The 15574-nt window shown below is 67.5% G+C and carries 8 protein-coding genes and 3 tRNA genes; 7 read left to right on the forward strand and 4 right to left on the reverse strand.

The annotated features are described in order from the left end of the window. The first annotated feature begins 40 nt into the window (after positions 1-40). From WJU27_RS02355 to WJU27_RS02370, 4 genes are all read left to right on the forward strand, one after another. Positions 41-1471, forward strand: coding sequence for an FAD-binding oxidoreductase (locus tag WJU27_RS02355; RefSeq protein ID WP_341421017.1), 1431 nt, complete (start codon positions 41-43; stop codon positions 1469-1471). A 152-nt stretch (positions 1472-1623) separates the two neighbouring features. Then, a tRNA-Ala gene (locus WJU27_RS02360) sits at positions 1624-1699 on the forward strand. Positions 1700-1745: 46 nt separating this feature from the next. Further along, positions 1746-1821, forward strand: a tRNA-Glu gene (locus WJU27_RS02365). A 52-nt stretch (positions 1822-1873) separates the two neighbouring features. Next, positions 1874-1950, forward strand: a tRNA-Asp gene (locus WJU27_RS02370). Positions 1951-2064: 114 nt separating this feature from the next. Here the strand turns inward: WJU27_RS02370 and WJU27_RS02375 are convergent. Further along, complete coding sequence (locus tag WJU27_RS02375) at positions 2065-3087, reverse strand: GGDEF domain-containing protein (protein WP_020165160.1); 1023 nt, start codon at positions 3085-3087, stop codon at positions 2065-2067. A 155-nt stretch (positions 3088-3242) separates the two neighbouring features. Here WJU27_RS02375 and WJU27_RS02380 point away from each other — a divergent pair, with 155 nt between their 5' ends. Genes WJU27_RS02380 through WJU27_RS02390 form a run of 3 tightly spaced genes read left to right on the forward strand, consistent with a single transcriptional unit; the run spans position 3243 to position 10109 of the window. After that, positions 3243-4106 carry a PhnD/SsuA/transferrin family substrate-binding protein gene (locus tag WJU27_RS02380; RefSeq protein ID WP_296812386.1) on the forward strand — a complete coding sequence of 288 codons (864 nt, stop codon included), beginning with the start codon at positions 3243-3245 and terminating at the stop codon, positions 4104-4106. Between the two features lie 9 nt (positions 4107-4115). Further along, complete coding sequence (locus WJU27_RS02385) at positions 4116-6413, forward strand: ATP-binding protein (protein WP_341421018.1); 2298 nt, start codon at positions 4116-4118, stop codon at positions 6411-6413. Between the two features lie 33 nt (positions 6414-6446). Continuing rightward, a complete protein-coding gene (locus WJU27_RS02390; protein WP_341421019.1) occupies positions 6447-10109 on the forward strand; it encodes a DUF748 domain-containing protein in 3663 nt (1220 codons plus the stop codon). Positions 10110-10126: 17 nt separating this feature from the next. Here WJU27_RS02390 and WJU27_RS02395 read toward each other — a convergent pair whose 3' ends face one another. From WJU27_RS02395 to WJU27_RS02405, 3 genes are all read right to left on the reverse strand, one after another. Beyond that, positions 10127-11449, reverse strand: coding sequence for a methyl-accepting chemotaxis protein (locus WJU27_RS02395; protein ID WP_020165156.1), 1323 nt, complete (start codon positions 11447-11449; stop codon positions 10127-10129). A 172-nt stretch (positions 11450-11621) separates the two neighbouring features. Continuing rightward, positions 11622-12086 carry a peroxiredoxin gene (locus WJU27_RS02400; RefSeq protein ID WP_341421020.1) on the reverse strand — a complete coding sequence of 155 codons (465 nt, stop codon included), beginning with the start codon at positions 12084-12086 and terminating at the stop codon, positions 11622-11624. A 43-nt stretch (positions 12087-12129) separates the two neighbouring features. Beyond that, complete coding sequence (locus WJU27_RS02405; protein ID WP_341421021.1) at positions 12130-15312, reverse strand: error-prone DNA polymerase; 3183 nt, start codon at positions 15310-15312, stop codon at positions 12130-12132. Positions 15313-15574 lie beyond the last annotated feature (262 nt).

The raw sequence follows: 15574 nt of genomic DNA on the forward strand, positions 1-15574 counted from the left end.
CCCGTGCGTCGGCGCAGCGTGAACGGGATCCGGAGCTGATATGGAGGACGGTCGCATCGTGTCGGCACTGGCACGGCTGCGGACAGTGGTCGGCGACAGCCAGCTGCTGACCGCTGCCGCTGACCTCGCGCCGTTCTGCACCGACTGGCGCGGCCGCTATCGCGGCGAAGCGCTGTGCGTCGTGCGCCCGGCAACGGTTGATGAACTGATGCAGGTGGTGCACGTCTGTCACGAGGCGCAGCTGCCCATGGTGCCGCAGGGCGGCAATACCGGCCTGTGCGGGGGCGCCACGCCACATGCAGGCCGCAACGAGGTGCTGGTCAGCCTGTCCCGGCTGAATCGCGTCCGCGTGCTTGATCGCGACAATGCGTCGATCACCGTCGAAGCAGGCTGCACGCTGGCTGCGGTACAGGCCGCTGCGCGTGACGCCGGCCTGCTGTTCCCGCTCAGTCTGGCATCAGAAGGCTCGTGCGAGATCGGCGGCAACCTGTCGACCAATGCCGGTGGCGTGCATGTGCTGCGTCACGGCAACGCGCGCGACCAGGTGCTCGGTCTCGAAGTCGTGCTGCCCGACGGTCGGCTGTGGAACGGCCTGCGCGCACTGCGCAAGGACAATACCGGTTACGACCTCAAGCACCTGTTCATCGGCGCCGAAGGCACGCTGGGCTTCATCACCGCAGCCGTGCTGAAGCTCGCGCCGTTGCCGGCGAACACCGCGGTCGCCTGGGTGGCAATCGACGGCCCGCAGCGCGGCATCGATCTGCTGCATGCGCTGCAGGCGCAGGCAGGCGACCAGCTGAATGCTTTCGAGCTGGTCGGTCGCGAGGCGCTGGGCATGGTGCTGAAGCACATCCCCGGCGCGCGTGACCCGTTCGCCGATGCCGCGCCCTGGTATGCGCTGGTCGAACTCGCCGGCAACGACCAGGCACTCGAAACGAAGCTGGGCGACATGCTGGCAGCGCTGCTCGAGCGCGGCATGGTGCGCGACGCGGTGATCGCGCAGGACGGCGCACAGGCGAAGGCGCTGTGGGCACTGCGCGAGAACATTTCGGAGGCGCAGCGCATCGAGGGCTTCAGCGTGAAGCACGACATCAGCGTGCCTGTCGGCAGCATTCCGCACTTCATCGAGGCGGCTGGAGAGAAGCTGGAGGCCACGCTGCCCGGCGTGCGCGTGGTGGTGTTCGGTCACGCCGGCGACGGCAACCTGCACTACAACCTGTCCTTTATCGATGCCTCCGACAACGCGCGGCTGATCGACGACGCGAAGGTGGCGAGCGAACAGGTACATGAAACGGTGATCGCACTCGGGGGATCGATCTCGGCCGAGCACGGCATCGGCCAGCTCAAGCGCGATCTGCTGGCGACGTGCAAGAGCGCGGTCGAGCTGGACATGATGAGGGCGGTGAAGCGCGCATTCGATCCGTGCGGGTTGATGAATCCGGGGAAGGTGCTGCCCGACGCCGGTCAGTAAGCGAAGGTCAACGCATCTCGGTGTGATGGGTGAATGCCGATGTGATATTCGGATGTCACGGTCTGGAGATGTCGATCGATGTCCGACAAAAATAATTGCGCGAGATGCTTTACAAACCCGGAACAGTGTTTATAATGCGCTCCTCTTTCGACGGGGGTATAGCTCAGCTGGGAGAGCGCTTGCATGGCATGCAAGAGGTCAGCGGTTCGATCCCGCTTACCTCCACCAAGCGAGAGAGAAGGCAGTACAAGGCAGCAAATAGCGGTAAAACTAGGTCCCCATCGTCTAGAGGCCTAGGACACTACCCTTTCACGGTAGGTACCGGGGTTCGAATCCCCGTGGGGACGCCAGCTCTTTTGCTGGCAGTGCAAGTCCGGAAGAAGAAGTGCCGGCACCAACACTGGAGTGGTAGTTCAGTTGGTTAGAATACCGGCCTGTCACGCCGGGGGTCGCGGGTTCGAGTCCCGTCCACTCCGCCAACACACAGCGTGCTGCAGTTTCTGCAGGGCGCCGACGAAGAAGGCCGCGAAAGCGGCCTTTTTTGTTTTCTGCGATTCCGCAACGGGATCGCCTTGAGGCTGCACCGCCTCGGTTCAGAACAGTTCGATCTCGCCGCTGTTGTTGACCTCCTCCAGAACGCCCGCCTTGACCAGTGCTTCGTACGAATGCACCTGGTTACGCCCGCTGTGCTTCGCGTGATAGACCGCGCGATCGGCGCGATCCACCGAGCCGCTGGCGTTGTCCATCAAGCGCAGACGGGTAAAGCCGACGCTGGCGGTGACATGGCCAACCTGCGGAAAGGCGAAGGCGGACAACTGCTGGCGGAAGAAATCGAAGGCAAGGTGAGCTTCGTCGTCGTGCTCGGCACGCAGCAGCACGATGAATTCCTCGCCGCCGAAGCGGTAAAGGTATTCGCTGTGGTGGAAGGCGGTGCGCAGGATGCGTGCGACCAGCAGCAGCACCTCGTCGCCGATCAGGTGACCGAAGGTATCGTTCACGCGCTTGAAGTGATCGACGTCGATGACGCCCAGCCACCAGGTCGGCGAGCCCTCAGCGGCGTGCCCGTTGCCCGCCATCGTGTCCAGACACTTCAGGAACTGTTCGTCGAAGGTCTTGCGGTTCAGCAGGCCGGTCAGGCTGTCACGTTCGCTGTAGTCGAGCAGGCTGATCTGGTTGCGATAGATCTTCAGCAGGCCATCGACCAGACGCAGTTGCACCGGCAGCAGCGGCTGTTCACTGATCAGTTCGATGATGCCGAAGCGCCGCGCGCCGGCCCACACCGGAAAGAGGTTGAGCCAGGGGCCGTCGTGGCCGTTCATCGGCAGGTCGAGCAGCGGCTCGTCGCACCCGAAGGCCTGATCGAACTGCGGGCGGGCGGACAGGGCGGGCAGCGCATCGAGCGGCGTCCAGCTTGGATCGCCGGCACGCATGCCACTCCCTTTGATCATGCCTGCCTGCAGCAGCAGCCGCAGATCGGATGCGTCGCCGACGCAGCGATACAGATTCAGTTCGATCGGGTCGAGCCAGTCGCCCAGCACCGAGACGAAGGTGCTGTCGATGAGGTCACGATCGCGGTAACCGGTCAGGTTGGCGACCGATCCTATGAGGTCAGACATGGCGGTGTGCGGACGGGTCTTTTTGCGGGATTCGTGTGGAGTATCGGCAGCGCGACGGGGCGACTTGAGCGCTAGAATCGGCCACCACCCGCCGAGGGCGTGCGCAGGCGCATGCCCGCGGATTCACCGCCGAGCGGTAAGCACAGGGCCCGTTGATGACCGTCCTATCCATCCGTCGCGCCGCCTCGGCACTGACGATGCTGCTTTGCCTGTCGGGCGCGCCGGCGCTGCACGCGGCCTGTGCGCTCGACGGCGTCATCACCGTTGGTGTCGTGCCGCAGCAGGCGGCGAGCGATCTGGCGCAGGGCTGGATTCCGCTGTTGCGCGAGGTGTCGGCCGTCAGCGGCTGCGAATTCCGTTTCGCGACGGCGCCGACCATCACCGAGTTCGAGAAGCGACTGGCCCGCGGCGAATACGCGATCGCCTACATGAACCCCTATCACTATGTGGTGTTCCATCAGGCGGCCGGCTACCTGGCGTTTGCTCGCGAGAAGGACCGCAAGCTGCGCGGGCTGATCGTCGTCCGCAACGACAGTGCCGTCTCGTCGGTGCAGGAACTCGACGGCAAGGAGGTCGCCTTTCCGTCGCCGGCGGCCTTCGCTGCCACCGTCATTCCGCTGGCTGAACTGAAGCGCGGCGGCATTTCGGTGAAACCGCGCTTCGTTGCCTCGCACGATTCCGTTTACCTGAATGTTGTGCGCGGGCTGGTTGTTGCCGGCGGCGGCATCGAGCGCACGCTGGAGGCGATCGACGCCAGCGTGCGTGATCGCATGCGCGTCATCTGGCGTTCGGCCGAGTACCCGCCGCACGCCTTCGCCCGTCTGCCGGGCGTGCCTGAGTCGGTCAGCAGGGATTTCGTCGATGCGATGCAGAAGGTCGCCAGTTCGGCGCCGGGTGCCGAGCTGCTGAAGCAGATCGGCTTCAAGGGTGTCGTGAGCGCGCAGGACCGGGACTGGGAGCCGATACGTGCGCTCGACATTCGCGTGCTCGACGCATTGCTGGCCGAACCGGCCCGCTGATTCCTGTTCATGACGATGCGCGCCTTCAGCCGCATGTCCTTCCGCTGGAAGGCCATTCTCGGCATCGCCCTGATCGAGGCGCTGACGCTTTCGGTGACGATATTCGGCGCGCTGGGCCAGATGGCCAGTTCGCAGGCCGATCTGATCCAGCGCAGCGCGCAGATGGCGATGTCGCTGTTTTCGGCCGCCGTGTCCGATGCGCTGATTGCAAGCGACCTGGCCAAGGTCGAAGCGGTGTCGTCGGATCTGGTGTCGCGGCGTGAGGCGGTATTCGTTCGGGTGTTCGATCAGGACGGCCGCGAAGTGGCGGCGAAGGGCGACGCTGCAGCACTGGCGCGTACCTTCAGCGCCGACAGCGACCCGCTGGCCGAAGGCTCCGACAGCTTTGCCGTCAGCGCCCCCATCCTGGCCGGCAGCGCGCGCATCGGCGAAGTCCAGCTGGGCATCGACAACCGCCAGGCGCGCAGCGAACTGACGCAGGCGAAGCGCCTCGCGGCTGTCGTCGCGGTCGTCGGCATGGGGCTCGCCGCGCTGTTCTCCTGGCTGCTCAGCGGCTGGCTTGCGCACGGCATCCGGCGACTGTCCGACGGCGCGCAGCGCATCGCTTCAGGCCAGCTCGACGCGCGGGTGGACGAAAGCGGCGAGCAGGAACTGCAGGTGCTGGCGCAGTCCTTCAACGGCATGGCCGTGTCGCTGCAGCAGCGCGAGGATGAGCGCGAGGCGCTGCTGCAGCGGGCCGAACAGGCGGTGGCCGACGCGCGCGAGGCGAGCCGCGCCAAGAGCGCCTTCCTCGCGGCGATGAGCCACGAAATCCGCACCCCGCTGAATGGCGTGGTCGGGCTGGCGGCCATCCTCGCCGACAACGACAGCCCGCAACTGGCGCGCGAGCACGGCCGGCAGTTGCGCATCGCGGCCGGTCAGCTGCGCATGATCGTCAACGACATTCTCGACTTCTCGAAGATCGAGGCCGGCAAGCTCGATCTGGAACACATTCCTTTTGCCATCGGCGACCTGCTGGAAACCTGCCACGCGTCGTTTGCCGCGCAGGCACAGGACAAGGCGCTCGCTCTGACATTCAAGCTGGCGCCGGAAGTGCCGCCGGCGCTGTGCGGCGATCCGACACGGCTGGCGCAGATACTGAACAACTACGTGTCGAACGCGCTGAAGTTCACCGCACACGGGCGCGTCGACGTCGAGGTCGCGTTGTGCGAACGGGCCGGTCGGCGAGTGCGCCTGCGCATGACCGTGCGTGATACCGGTCGCGGTGTGTCGCCGAACGAGATCGATGCGCTGTTCGAGCCCTTCGTGCAGGCCGACGCCTCGGTGGTGCGCAGTCACGGCGGTACCGGCCTCGGCCTGACCATCTGCAAACGGCTGGCCGAGGCGATGGGCGGCCGTGTCGGCGGTGACGGCGTACCTGGCGAGGGTGCCACCTTCTGGGCCGAGGTCTGGCTGGAACAGATGGAGGACGGCGCATTGCCAACGGCTGCCGAGCAGGTATCCGCGGTGTCGCTGGCCGATCTGCGCGTGCTCGTCGTCGATGACATCGCGGTGAACCGGACGGTGGCGGTTCATCTGGTCGAACGCGCGGGCGCGCACGCGGAACAGGCCGTCGACGGGCAACAGGCGCTGGAGCGCGTCTGCGCCGGCGGCATCGATCTGGTGCTGATGGATATCCAGATGCCGGTGATGGACGGCAAGACCGCGACGCGCGAGATCGTCGCCCGCCTGGGCGCTGCCGCGCCGCCCATCGTCGGCCTGACCGCGCACGCGGTGGCCGAGGAGCGCGACGAGTGTCTGGCGCTGGGCATGCGCGCCTACCTGACCAAACCGGTCGACGCGCACGCCTTGCTCGGTGTGCTGGCGACCACCGCCGCCGGCCGCAGCGACGTGCTGCAGACGATGGCGCCGGCAGCCATCGAGCCCCGCGCGGAACCGGTTACCGGGGAGGCGCGAGCTGCGCTCGACCTCGCCGCCGTGCGCCAGCAGTTCGATGGCGACCTCGCGCTCTACGGCGAAATCCTCGCCACCACGCTGGATGAGGTCAGGGCGCTGCGCGACGCACTGGCTGCGCGCGTCGACGAACCAGGTGCCGACATCGTCCGCCAGATTCATGCGCTCAAGGGCGTCTGTCTGAATCTCGGCTTTGCCCGCGCCGGCGTTGACGCGGCGCGGCTTGAACGCGCGCTGCGCGATGCCAGCCTGTCGCCGGAACAGCTGCCCGACGCGTTGCGTGCATACGTCGTCGTGCTCGACGAGGCGCTGGACGCTGCCGCACGACACCTTGCGGCCGGCCCCGCGTCATAATCGCCCCGTTCATCCGCCTGGATCCGCTTGCCCATGTCGCTCACCGCCTTTTTTTCCCGTCCCGCCGTGCGCAAGACCTTCATCGGCATCGTCGTCGCCACCGTGCTGTTCGGCCTGCTCGGTGCGTTCGCCGCTCCGCATCTGGTGCGTTCGCTGGCCGAGAAGCACGGTTCCGAATTCCTCGGCCGAGCGCTGACGCTGCAGGCGGTGTCGATCAACCCCTACACGCTGGAACTGACGGTGTCGGGGCTGAAGATGCTGGAGGCCAACGGCAAGGACGAGGCGGTGACGCTGGACAGTCTGACCGTCGATGTCGAGTGGGCGTCGCTGTTCAAGGGCGCACCGGTGGTGCGGGCGGTACAGGTGGAGCGGCCCTGGCTGCGCATCGTGCGGCTCGACGAGGAAGGGCGCTTCAATTTCAGCGACGTGCTGCAGAAGATTCTCGACCAGCCGCCGAGCGAGGAACCTGCGCGCTTCTCGATCAACAACATCGTGCTGCGCGACGGTCGAGTCGATATCGACGACCAGCCCTTCGCGCGCAAGCATGCGATCAGCGACATCCAGATCGGCCTGCCCTTCGTGTCCAACCTGCCGTCCGACGTCGAACTGTTCGTCGAGCCCTCGGTCGCTGCCCGCATCAACGATGCGCCGTTCTCTATGAAGGGCAGGGTGCGTCCTTTCATCGACGAGCGCGAAGCGACGATGAAGGTCGAGTTCAACGCGCTCAACCTGGCGCGCTTCGACGAGTACTCGCCGGTGCCGCTGGGCTTCCGCATCAGTTCCGGCCTGCTGGATACCGACATCGAACTGGGCTTCCGCCAGCCCAAGGAGGGCGAACCGCGCATTTCGCTGCAGGGCACGCTGGAACTGCGCGATCTCGAACTGGACAGCCGTGACGGCAAGCCGCTGTTCAAGCTGCCGGCGCTGGACATGGTGCTGAACGAGATACAGCCGCTGGCCGGTAGGGTGGACATCGCCAGCATCCGCATCGACCAGCCGGATTTCGAGGTCGCCCGCACCAAGGACGGCAAGCTGAACCTGCTTGCCCTGGTGCCGCGCCCGCGTCCAGCGGCGGCTGCACCGGAGGGGACGGCGGCCGTGCCGGCCAAGGCACCCGAAGTGAAGGTCGGCCTGCTCGAAGTGCTGCAGGCGCGCATCGCCTTCAGTGACGAAATGCCGGCCACGCCATTCAGTTACGTGATCGAGCCGATGGACATCGTGCTGCGCGATTTCTCGCTGCAGGGCGACACCCCGGCGACGCTGGTGATCGCTGCGCAGGCCGAGGGCAATACGCGGCTGGCGGTCGATGCGAAGCTGCGCGCGAGCGCGCCCGATATCGAGGGGGAACTGACGGTGAGCGGTGTCGAGGTGCCGCGCTTCAGCCCCTACTTTGCCGACCTGATCAACTTCTCGGTTGATCAGGCGGACGTGCGCATCGGCACGCGCTTCGGCCTGCGACTGGCCGACGGCGCACCGCAGGGCGAGGTGCTGGTGACCGAGGCGGGCGTGGCCCGGCTCAAGCTGACGCGTCGCGGCGAGAAGAACGCTTTCGCCCAGGCCGACGACATCGTGCTGAGCCAGGCGCGCATCGACCTGTCGACGCGCAAGGTCGCGGTCGGCGCACTGGATCTGCTCAAGCCGCGTCTGCGCGCAGCGCGTCAGGCCGACGGCGACATCGATCTCGCCGGTCTGGTGCGTCCCTCGTCAGCGGCGGCGGGGCCCGCCGCGCCGGCGGCGTCCGCTCCGGCATGGAGCGCGCAGCTGTCGGCGCTGAACCTGAAGGACGGCGCAGTCCGTTTCGAGGACCGCACGCTGACGACACCGGCCGTGGTCGAGCTCGACCGGCTGTCGCTCAAGCTGGAGAACGTCGGCACCGACCTGAAGCAGAAATCGAAGCTGGACCTCGGCTTCCGCGACGCCAAGGGCGGCCTCTTCGGCGCACGGGGCGGCTTTTCGCTTTCGCCGGCGCAGGCCGATCTGAAGATCGATGCGCGCCGGCTCGACCTGCTGGTCGGCCAGCCCTGGATGGCGCAGAAGCTGAATGCCGAGCTGCTCGCCGGCGTTCTGAGCCTGCGCGGCGACCTCGCGCTGCAGACGCTGCCGGCCGGAGACTGGACGCTGGCGTGGAAGGGTGAAACCAACGTCGAGAACGTGCACCTGACCGAAAAGGTGAACGCTTCCGACCTGCTGAAGTGGCGCTCGCTGTTCGCCGGCGGCATTGCGCTGAAGCTGGACAGCCGCAAGCCCGATCTGCTGGCCGGCCTGTCGATCAACGAAGTCGCGCTGTCCGATTACTTCGCCCGCATCATCGTGTCGCCGCAGGGTCGGCTGAACCTGCAGGACGTGGTGCGCAAGGACGCGGCGGCAGCGACCGCACCGGTGGCCGCCGCTCCGGCCGCCAAGCCCGCTGCGGCCCCGGCTGCCCGCCCGGCGGCGACGCCGGGCGCCGGCAGTCAGAGTGCCGCGCTGGCACAGATGATCGCCGCCGCGCGTCCGCCGATCGACGTGAAGACCATCGTGATGCAGGGCGGTCGCGTCGATTTCAGCGACTTCTTCATCAAGCCGAACTACCGCGCCCAGCTGTCCGAACTGGGCGGTCGCGTGTCCGGCCTCAGCTCGGTCTCCGGCACCGCGGGCGAGGTCGAACTGCGCGGCCTGGTCGAAGGTTCGGCGCCGATCGACATCACCGGTCGCATCAATCCGCTGGCCGAAGCGCTCTTCCTCGACATCAAGGCCAGTGCGCGCGGCATCGAGCTGGCGCCGCTGTCGCCCTACTCGGGCAAGTACGTCGGCTACGGCATCGAGAAGGGCAAGCTCAGCGTCAACATCGCCTACAAGATCGAGAACGACCAGTTGACCGCCCAGAACAACGTCATCCTCGATCAGCTCACCTTCGGCAACAAGGTCGACAGCCCGGACGCGATCAAGGCGCCGGTGCTGCTGGCGGTGTCGCTGCTGCAGGACCGTAACGGCGTGATCGACATCAACCTGCCGATCAGCGGCTCGCTGTCCGATCCGCAGTTCTCGATCGGCGGCATCGTCGTCAAGGTGATCGTGAACCTGATCGTCAAGGCGGTCACTTCGCCGTTCGCGCTGCTCGGTTCGCTGTTCGGCTCCGACGCCGATCTCGACCACGTCGCCTTTGAGCCGGGTCGGGCGACGCTGAACGACGCTGCGCGCAGCAAGCTCGACACGCTGGGCAAGGCGCTGACCGATCGTCCGGCGCTGAAGCTGGAGGTGACCGGCCGCACCGACCGCGCGACCGATATCGAAGGCTATCGCCGCGCGCTGCTTGAGCAGAAGGTGCGTGCGGCCAAGGCGGCGAAGACCAAGGCCTCGGCCGAGACCACGACGGTGTCGCCAGAGGAATATCCGGATCTGCTGAAGGCGGTGTACAAGGCGGCGGATTTCCCGAAGCCGCGCAATCTGGTCGGCCTGGCCAAGGACCTGCCGGTGCCGGAGATGGAAAAGCTCATCCTGACCAATACCGAAGTCAGCGACGAAGACCTGCGCCTGCTCGGCCTGGCGCGCGCGCAGACGGTGAAGGACTACCTGACGCGTAACGCCAAGGTCGAGGACGCGCGCCTGTTCGTGCTGGCGCCCAAGGCGGGCGAGCCGGCCGCCGAGGGTGGCAAGCCGGCTGACGGCAAGGACGCAAAGACGGCGCTGAACCGCGCCGACTTCTCGATCAAGTAAGAGGACGGCGGGCGCCGTCAGCCGCCGTCGGGGATGATGCGGGCGATCTGTTCGGTCGCCTCGCGCGTGCGCTCCGACAGCGTGCGCACCTCGTCGGCCACCACTGAAAAGCCGCGTCCGGCGTCGCCGGCGCGCGCGGCCTCGATCGCCGCATTCAGCGCCAGCCGGTTGGTCTGGTCGGCGATGGCGCGGATCGCGGTGACGATGGCGCGTATCTTCTGCACGTTGTCGCCGAGCTGCTGGCGCTGCCGCGCCTCGACTTCCTGCAGGTGGTGCTCGTTGTGCTCGGCCTCGATGCAGGTGAGCGCGCCGACCACGCGCAGCGGCGTGCCGCGATCATCGCGCCGGGTGCGGCCGCGGGCGCGGAACCAGCGATAGACACCGTCCTTGCAGCGCAGCCGGTAGTCGATCGAGTAGGGCGTATTGCCACTGCGGTCCATCAAGTGACGGGTGAAGGCTTCGAGTACGCCCGGCTTGTCGTCCGGGTGCAGGCGCGACGCCCAGCTGTCGAGCACGTTCGGAAATTCCTCTTCGGTCTCGAAGCCGAGCAGGCGACGGAACTGTGTCGACCACCAGAAGGTGTTGGATGGATTGACCGGGTCGCCCGCCACCACGTCGAGGTCCCAGATGCCGTCCGACAGCATGTCGCTGGCCAGTTCGAAACGGGTCAGCGCAGCGTCGAGCTTCGCCTCGTCCTCGCGACTGCGGCTGATGTCGGTCAGCGAGCCGGCGATCCGCACGACGCCCTGTTCGTCGCGCACGGTGCGGGTGCGCGACAGCAGCCAGCGGTAGCTGCCGTCCTTGTGTGCCATCCGGTAGCGCGTATCCGGCCAGTCGCCGTCGCGCCGGTCGGTCCATTGCCGCGCCAGCATTTCGAGCGCCTGTTTGCGGTCCTCCGGATGCAGACGCGAGGCCCAGCTGTCGAGGCGGTCCGGAAAGTCGTCGTGGTCGTAGCCCAGCATGCTGCGCAGACGCTCCGACCACCAGACCGGATGTTTCAGGTCCGGCGTGCGGGCGTCGCTCAGCCGGACTTCCCACAGTCCGGCGTCGACCACGGCGGCGATCAGACTGCTGCGCGCGCTCGCCTCGCCCAGTTCCTGGCGCAGCGACTGCGCGTTGTCGGCGGCCACGTCCAGCATCTGCTCCAGTTCGTGCGCGCGCGTTTCGGCGTTGCGTGCCCGGTTGCGCAGGCCGGAGAACACGCGTGAAAGCGTGCCCAGCAGCTGTCGCTCATTGGCGCTGCCGCGTGGCGACGGGCAGTAGTCCTCGTCGCGCGATTCGCAGTCGGCGATGCGTTGCAGTTCGAACCAGAAATGTCGTCTGAGCAGCCAGGCCAGCATGCATCCTCCCCGTCGGTTCGGCGCACGACGCGCCGTGCTGCGGAGAGCAGATGACGTGCCATGAGGGCTGAGACGGGAAAGTCTTGAATATCAGTGCTTTGTGCGATGGCGTCTGGCCGGCGGGGCGTCCACATGCCGGACGGCGTATGACTATCGTCCGTGACGCGGGCGCTCAGCGTGACGGCAGCAGCGCCAGCAGTTCGTCGGCGTGACGGCTCACGTCCGGTCGCTCGATCACGTGCGCGATGTGACCTTCGGGGTCGATCAGCACGCTGATGCGCCGGTAGGCACCCAGCCAGCGGCGCAGCAGTCCGGCCGGACCGCTGCCGAGCGCGCCGTAGCGGCGGGCGATGTGCTGGCCCTCATCGACCAGCAGCGGGAAATCGAGGGCGAACTTGTCGGTGAAGGCGCGGTGCGCCGCGCTGCCCTGTGCCGACACGCCGAGCACGGTGAGCCCGCGGGCGGCGAGGGCGGCGCGACCGTCGCGGATGGAGCAGGCCTGTTTCGTGCAGCCCGGCGTGTCGTCACGCGGATAGAAGTACAGCGCCAGCCAGCGGCCGTGGAAGTCAGCCAGGCGATGTCGCTGGCCGTGCTGGTCGATGGCATCGAAATCGGGGGCGGGCTGGCCGGGCGTCATGGCGTGCGGGAACGGTGGTGAAAGGCGGGACTGTAGTCGCTTTCTAGTGGAAATCCCGACTGCGCGGCGTCAGCGCTCCGAGCAGCGCCGAGCGGTCGACCAGACGGCGGGCGATCAGGTGGATCACCTCGCCCTCGCGCGACACCTGGCCGTAGATGCCGAGCAGCGTGGCGCCCAGCACTTCGTGCCGCTGCTTCTCCTGCACGTCCTTGTGCACGATCACGTTGGCCAGCCCGGTTTCGTCTTCCACCGTGACGAACATGACGCCGCTGGCCGTGCTGGGGCGCTGGCGACAGGTGACGATGCCGGCGGCGCGGGCGAGTGCGCGGTCGGGCAGGCGGCGCAGTTCGGCGGCGGTGATGAAGCGCTGCGCAGCCAGTTCGCCGCGCAGCAGCGCCAGCGGATGACGACCCAGCGTGAAACCGAGGCTGGCGTAGTCGGCGACGATGTCCTCGCCTTCGTGCGGTGCTGCCAGCGCGAGCGGCGTTTCGTTTACCGGCGCGTCGCCCAGCAGTGCGTCCGGGCGCCGCACCGCCGCCTGCCAGTGCGCCTGGTGGCGGTTGCCGGCGAGCTGCTGCAGCGCGCCGCCGGCAGCGAGACAGCGCAACTGCTGCCGGTCCAGCCGGGCGCGGCGGGCGAGGTCGTCGACATGCGTGAACGGCGCCTTTGCGCGGGCGGCGATCAGGCTTTGCATGGCGTCCTGCGACACGCCCTTGATCATGCGCAGGCCCAGTCGCACGGCAGGCCCGGATGCAGGCGACGACGGGCGTTCGAGCACGCAGTCCCAGCCACTCACCGTCACGTCGGCCGGATGTACGTCGACGCCGTGCGCGCGTGCGTCGGCGATCAGCTGGGCCGGCGCGTAGAAGCCCATGGGCTGGCTGTTCAGCAGGCCGCACAGGAAGGCGGCCGGGTGATGACACTTGAGCCAGGACGAGGTGTAGACGAGCAGCGCGAAGCTGGCGGCGTGCGACTCCGGAAAGCCGTAGCCGGAAAAGCCTTCGATCTGGCGGTAGATCTGTTCGGCGAATTCCGGCGTGTAGCCCTTGTTCAGCAGGCCGGCGGTCAGCTTGTGCTGGAATTTTTCCATCGTGCCGCGCTGTCGCCAGGCGGCCATCGAGCGGCGCATCTGGTCGGCTTCGCCCGGCGTGAAACCGGCCGCGACGACGGCCAGCTGCATCACCTGTTCCTGGAAGATGGGCACGCCCAGCGTGCGTTCGAGTACCGGGCGCAGTTCGTCCGACGGGTAGTCGATCCGTTCCGGCGGCAGGTGGCGGCGGGCGAGGTAGGGATGGACTATGCCGCCCTGTATCGGCCCCGGGCGCACGATGGCGACCTGGATGACCAGGTCGTAGTAACGGCGCGGCCGCAGCCGCGGCAGCATGTTCATCTGTGCCCGCGATTCGACCTGGAACACGCCGGTCGATTCGCCGCGGCACAGCATGTCGTAGGTCGCCGGGTCTTCGGGCGGAATGTCGGCGACGCTGCGGGGTATCGGTCCCGGTCCTGTCGCCGGTGACGCGGGGTGAGTGTCGGCGTAGGCCGCCAGCGACTGCAGGGTCTTGCGTATCGCGGTCAGCATGCCGAGCGCCAGCACATCGACTTTCATCAGACCGACCGCTTCGAGGTCGTCCTTGTCCCACTGGATGACGCAGCGATCGGGCATCCGAGCGTTCTCTATCGGCACCAGGCGCGACAGCCGGCCGCGCGCGATGACGAAGCCGCCGACGTGCTGCGACAGGTGACGCGGCGCGCCTATCAGTTCGTTCGCCAGTTCCATCAGCCGGCGTACGTGCGGCGAGGCGGGGCTGAAACCGGCTTCGGCCATGCGGTCCTCGCGCACCTGCTTGCCGTCCCACCACATGTGGCCGCGCGTCAGGCGGTCGAGCGCGTCGTCGCTGAAGCCGAGTGCGCGGCCGACGTCGCGCAGCGCCGAGCGTGGCCGGTAGCAGGTCAGGCTGGCGGCCAGTGCGGCGCGGTCGCGGCCGTACTTGCCGTAGATGTACTGGATCACTTCCTCGCGCCGCTCGTGCTCGAAATCGACGTCGATGTCCGGCGCCTCGTTGCGCTCGCGCGAAATGAAACGGCCGAACAGCATGTTGGCGCGCCACGGATCGACTTCGGTTACGCCGATGCAGTAGCACACGGCCGAATTGGCGGCCGAGCCGCGGCCTTGGCAGAGGATGCCGCGGCTGCGTGCCCAGGCCACGATGTCGTGCACGGTCAGGAAGTAGGGTTCGTACTCGAGCTCGGCGATCAGTGCCAGTTCGTCCTCGATCTGCCGGCGCAGCTTGTCCGCCTTCAGCTGGAAGGTGGCGTCGTCCAGCCTGACCACGCGCCGGATCTGCGCGCAGCGCTCGACGTAGCCGCGTTCGGCCAGATGCCGCAGCCAGGACGCCGGCGTATGGCCGGCCGGCACGATCTCTTCCGGGTACTCGTAGCGCAGTTCGTCGAGCGAGAAGCTGCACTGCGCGGCGATGTGCACGCTCGCGGCCAGCTGTTCGGCCGGATGGATCTGCGCCAGCCGGTGTGGCAGGCGCAGGTGGCGCTCGCCGTTCGGAAACAGCCGTTCGCCGCATTCGGGCAGCGTGCAGTGCAGACGGATGGCGGTCAGCGTGTCCTGCAGCCGGCGCCGCTGGCGCACATGCATGTGCACGTCGCCAGCGGCACACAACGGCAGGCCGCTGGCGTCGGCCGCCGCCTGCAGGGCCGCCAGCTTGGCGCAGTCGTCGCTCCCGAGATGCAGTTCCACCGCCAGCCAGGCGCGTTCGCCGAAACGCGATCTGAGCCAGCAGCCGTGCGCAATAAGTGTGGCGGCGTCGGCGATGTCGTCGTCGCTCGGCGCCAGCAGCGCGATGCAGTCGGCCAGGCCGGCGTCGAGGTCGGCCAGTGTCAGGTGATAGCGACCCTTGTCAGCCGCCATCCGGCCGCGCGTGATCAGTTCGGCCAGATTGCCGTAACCGTTGCGGTTGCACGCCAGCAGCACCAGCTTGGGTCCGTCGGCCAGGCGGATTTCGCTGCCGATGATCAGCGCCGGTTTCGGGTCGGGCAGGGCGCGCAGCGCCACGTGTGCGCGCACGACGCCGGCCAGCGAGCATTCGTCGGTGATGGCCAGTGCCGCATAGCCGAGCGCGGCGGCGCGCTCGGCCAGTTCCTCCGGCGACGAGGCGCCGCGCTGGAAACTGAAGTGGCTCAGGCAGTGAAGTTCGGCGTAGGGCGTGGACATGATGTGTACTGTATTTTCATACAGTATGTGTCGGCTGTCGATCTCCCGCGTCGGGCGCGGCGCAGGTCGGCGTCGACGATGACCGGTTGTCGCCCCGAAGCGGGATCGGCACCGGGCGCGCCAGCGGTGCGACAGGGTGATCGTGCACCGGCGTGGTGCGCGCGACTGCGAGGCCTTCCGTCCACCGCGTTCGCGGCGCCCGCGCCAGCCGTGCCCTTGAGCGGAACATTGCGATGACGATGGATACCGTGCGGTCTGCGCA

Origin of the sequence: Methyloversatilis sp. NSM2 (assembly GCF_038066675.1) — a bacterium.
Classification (GTDB): Bacteria; Pseudomonadota; Gammaproteobacteria; order Burkholderiales; family Rhodocyclaceae; genus Methyloversatilis; species Methyloversatilis discipulorum_A.